Genomic DNA, 3,218 nt, shown 5'->3' on the forward strand with positions numbered 1-3,218 from the left:
ACGGCCCTGAACGGGGGCGACTTCGGGCGCAACCTGGGCAACGCCATCGCCAACGGGCTGCTGGATACGACGGCGTCCACCAGCGCCAACTGGATCGGCTCGAACACGACGGGCCTGGCCAATGCGGTTGCGCATGCGGTCGCGGGCTGCATGGTCGGGGCCGGGCGGGCTGGTGCGGGAGGCGGCACCAGCGGCGGCTCGGGTTGCGGGGCAGGGGCCATCGGTGCGGTGGTGGGGGAGACCGTGGCCGGCTGGGCACAGAATCAGCTCGTGCCTCCCGATCAGATCGCCAACCTCAGCCAGACCTTTGCGGGCCTGGCCGGGGTGCTCGTCACCGGCAACGCCGCAGGCGCCAACATCGCCGCGCAGGCGGGGTTGAATGCGGCTGCGAACAATCGGATCCTGCACCCGAACGATCGCAACATGGCCGCTGCGCTCGCAAGCCGAGGACCGTACTCGGAGCAGGAGATTTTGGATGCCATACGTTGGAGCAATGGGCGCAACACCGATGGCAGCGTGTCGCCGGCAACGCAGCAGGCATACGGCATGGATGGCGCATCGCTGGGGGCCGGATCGCCCACCGGCACGCTGGCCGGGGATATCAACTACGACCAGGGGCTGAGAGTGGCGGCCCAAGGCAACACGCCGGCATCCTCGTTATTCCAGGAGGTGCTGCCCAATGCGCCGTCCAGAGAGTTGATGAACTTCATTACCGCCAATACCAATGGGGCGTATCAGTTCAATACGGCAGGGATGACTTATGGCCCGAGCCTAACACCAGATCGCGCGCAGTGTGCTTCGGCGGAGTGTGCGGCGGGCTTGGCCGGATCGCAAGGGCGTGGATTGCTGCCTGACTACATGGCGTTAAATTCGGGCGCGCACACTCTGGGTGGGAATGCGGCTATTAATTTGTATGACGGCACAACTTTCGTCGGTGGTGGTGTCAACTCCTTTGCTTCAAACCCTGGATACAGATTGTCCGGCTCTTGGATGTCTGGATATATCTTTGGCGTAAATGATGCGCAAGGCACTAGTAGTTTTCTTAGCGGGCAGGGAACGCAAGGCGGCGTTTCCATTCCAGTTCTAGGGCGATTTAATGCTGTATTCGGATTTAATCACTCATATGATGGGGCTACAGCCTTGGAAATTGGAGTATCTCCTCCGGGGACACTGTCTGGTTATTACAGTCCATGGAGTTATACAGGCGAAGTCAAAAAGTAAATGTATATGGCAAATCCGCGCGGCCCAAATGAAGAAGAATACAAGAAAATGACAAAATCTCAGAAGAGATTTTATTGGATTTTCTGCGCTCTAACTCTGCTTGGTTTTTTCTTGATTGCGTTTGGAGTTGTATGAACGTATATGCTACACGCAATCGTTGACGGATTAATCGGGAGCTTGATTGGTTCCATGACCTGGGCTCCAGTCAGGGCGTCAGGAGCCTGGTGACCTCGATGGTCACGGCCGCCGCAGTCCAGGGGCTGAGCACGTACACCCCCATGGGCGGCTGGACCACGGCCCAGGGTGCGAGCTGGGACCAGGTGCTGATGCACAACGTGGCCGACCGCACGGCTGCGGCACTGGTGAGCACGGCCATCAACGGCGGCGACCTGGGGCGCAACCTGGGCAACGCCATTGCCAACGGGCTGCTGGATACGGCGGCGTCCACCAGCGCCAACTGGATCGGCTCGAACACGACGGGCCGGGCCAATGCGGTTGCGCATGCGGTCGCGGGCTGCGTGGTCGGGGCCGGGCGGGCCGGCGCGGGAGGCGGCACCGGTGGCGGCTCGGGCTGCGGGGCGGGGGCCCTTGGTGCGGTCGTAGGGGAGGCGACAGCACGTTTCGTCAACCCCACGGGCGACCCGACGCGCACGAACCAGACCCTGATGCTGAGCCAGATCATGGGTGGGCTGGCCGGTGCCATCGTCAGCGGGCACGCCGGCGTGAGCATCGGCGCGCAGGCAGGAGTCAATGCGGCAGAGAACAATTGGCTCAACCACAATCGACCGAGCCTTCTGATGCTGTCCGAGCAGGAGAGATACGACAACGCCGTAGCGGCATGCAACGCCGGCAACAGGGATGCGTGCTCGACCAGAGACACCTTGGGGCATCTGTCAGCGCAGCGGGAGGCTGATTTGCGTGCTGCCTGTGCGCCTGGCTCCGGAAGTGCGGCCGCGTGCAACGCACAAACTCAACTGGCTCAAGCGGCAGGTAATACGGTGGCGCGCAGTGTCTATGGCGACGTGTACACGACTGATTGGTATCCGAACGGATACGCAGACCTTGTTCCATTCAACACCCAGCAGGGGACGTTTCATGGGGCGGCTGCACAAAGCACCGCCGATGGAATCGTTGCCTTGGCGCCATCCGTCGTTCCGGGTGGAGCAGCGGCGTTGTGGCGGTGGCAGACAGGGATTGCGCCGGCGACGTCGCTTGGTGCAGGACAACTGCTTGGGGGGTCGTTAAGTAGCGGGGTGCTGTCTGCAGGAACCTATGCACTAATAAATCAAGAAAATTCCACGCCCCTAGGATTGGCTGCGGCAGCAGCGGCAGGTTATGTTGGAAGCGGTATAACGCGTAGATATACAAATTATTCGCTCGGATTTCCTCATACGATTTTTCCGATAAATGCTGATACTCTTGGTACTGCTGCACTGGGAGCGGTTACTGGCTACGCTGCTTTTGGATGGGTTAATTCAACTGGAATTCCGAATTCTAACCAATCGTGGTTGACTACTCCAATTGGAAAATAGTGATGAATATTGATCGAATATTTAATCATATTTTTTCGCCATTTTTGGGGAACTTATTTGATGATGAATTGATTAAGGATTATTGGATCGGCGCAGATGAACCTTGGAATGAAAATGCGGTTGTACGATTTCGATTCTTGAAGCTGCTGTATATTTATATCGCGTCCGCGACGATTCAGTGCATTTTGCCGTGTGGAATTATGCTGATGATTCCTGAGATATATAGAAAATTGATTGATGGTGAATTTAGCTTTTCTCATGGAGTTTGGTTTTTGATGGGATGGGTTTTTTTGTTTATCTATTTGGTGGCCCTAGGAGTGGCCGTTTTTAAATTCTCAAAAATCGAATTTTTCAAAAAATAAATCACCCTAGAGCTTCAGGCAGCTTGGCGCCAGGCAGTGCAGATCGACGCGCAGAACATCAACCACCTGTTCGGGCGCATCACCGGCCAGGACGTGGCGCTGG

At 57.6% G+C, this 3,218-nt stretch carries 3 protein-coding genes; all 3 read left to right on the top strand.

Translation table 11 applies throughout. From position 1 onward, the window contains the following. Nucleotides 1–1,221, top strand: a 1,221-nt coding sequence (locus Q392_RS33170) for a polymorphic toxin type 22 domain-containing protein (protein WP_211260310.1), incomplete at its 5' end; no start/stop codon positions are given. Between the two features lie 194 nt (nucleotides 1,222–1,415). Continuing rightward, complete coding sequence (locus Q392_RS32420) at nucleotides 1,416–2,753, top strand: DUF637 domain-containing protein (protein WP_425425203.1); 1,338 nt, start codon at nucleotides 1,416–1,418, stop codon at nucleotides 2,751–2,753. A 2-nt stretch (nucleotides 2,754–2,755) separates the two neighbouring features. Then, nucleotides 2,756–3,115 carry a hypothetical protein gene (locus Q392_RS33175; RefSeq protein WP_157008336.1) on the top strand — a complete coding sequence of 120 codons (360 nt, stop codon included), beginning with the start codon at nucleotides 2,756–2,758 and terminating at the stop codon, nucleotides 3,113–3,115. Nucleotides 3,116–3,218: the final 103 nt, after the last annotated feature.

It is taken from the genome of Xenophilus azovorans DSM 13620 (genome assembly GCF_000745855.1).
GTDB lineage: Bacteria > Pseudomonadota > Gammaproteobacteria > Burkholderiales > Burkholderiaceae_C > Xenophilus > Xenophilus azovorans.